Origin of the sequence: Mesorhizobium sp. M0140, from assembly GCF_040322475.1 — a bacterium.
Classification (GTDB): Bacteria; Pseudomonadota; Alphaproteobacteria; order Rhizobiales; family Rhizobiaceae; genus Mesorhizobium.
The window spans coordinates 1-1,101 of the sequence record NZ_JAMYTM010000084.1 but is presented as its reverse complement, the minus strand read 5'-3'; the positions used below and the strand labels follow the sequence as shown (position 1 = coordinate 1,101).

The following is a 1,101-nucleotide window of genomic DNA, read 5'->3' as shown; positions in this document are numbered from 1 at the left end:
AAAAACATTGTCGATGTGTGTTGACAGTTGTCGAGTGTGGCGACTATATACGCCTCACGAACGAGGGCGGCTCGCCGCTGGCGACGAAGAAGTTTGCTTCTAAGCCTGCCCTTAGCGAAATTCAAGAGAGCCGCGTAAGCGACACTCGGACGGCCCCGGAGCCAAAAGCGAAGCGGGTCACGACATTGCGTTTGCGGTGTCTGTTCTTTGAAAATTGAATAATGAAGAAAGAGAAACGTGGGCGGCAGAGTCCTGCTGAACCTCTTATCCCGCCAGGGGTATGAGGTTCGAACGAGACTTTGGCGGACACGTTTTGAGAGAATAAAGTCTACCAAGACACGTGAGTGTCTAGGTGTGAATGTTCTCGTCAATTCAAAGCGTGACCAGATAAAAGCCAATCAAAGTTTCAAAACTTGAGAGTTTGATCCTGGCTCAGAACGAACGCTGGCGGCAGGCTTAACACATGCAAGTCGAGCGCCCCGCAAGGGGAGCGGCAGACGGGTGAGTAACGCGTGGGAATCTACCCATCTCTACGGAACAACTCCGGGAAACTGGAGCTAATACCGTATACGTCCTTCGGGAGAAAGATTTATCGGAGATGGATGAGCCCGCGTTGGATTAGCTAGTTGGTGGGGTAATGGCCTACCAAGGCGACGATCCATAGCTGGTCTGAGAGGATGATCAGCCACATTGGGACTGAGACACGGCCCAAACTCCTACGGGAGGCAGCAGTGGGGAATATTGGACAATGGGCGCAAGCCTGATCCAGCCATGCCGCGTGAGTGATGAAGGCCCTAGGGTTGTAAAGCTCTTTCAACGGTGAAGATAATGACGGTAACCGTAGAAGAAGCCCCGGCTAACTTCGTGCCAGCAGCCGCGGTAATACGAAGGGGGCTAGCGTTGTTCGGAATTACTGGGCGTAAAGCGCACGTAGGCGGATTGTTAAGTTAGGGGTGAAATCCCAGGGCTCAACCCTGGAACTGCCTTTAATACTGGCAATCTCGAGTCCGAGAGAGGTGAGTGGAATTCCGAGTGTAGAGGTGAAATTCGTAGATATTCGGAGGAACACCAGTGGCGAAGGCGGCTCACTGGCTCGGTACT

General features: G+C 52.8%; 1 rRNA gene and 1 pseudogene. Both read left to right on the top strand.

What is annotated here, in order from left to right:
* Positions 1-218, top strand: a pseudogene (locus NKJ37_RS31940) (hypothetical protein); the annotation flags it as partial.
* A gap of 191 nt (positions 219-409) precedes the next feature.
* Positions 410-1,101: ribosomal RNA gene (locus tag NKJ37_RS31935) — 16S ribosomal RNA — on the top strand; the annotation flags it as partial.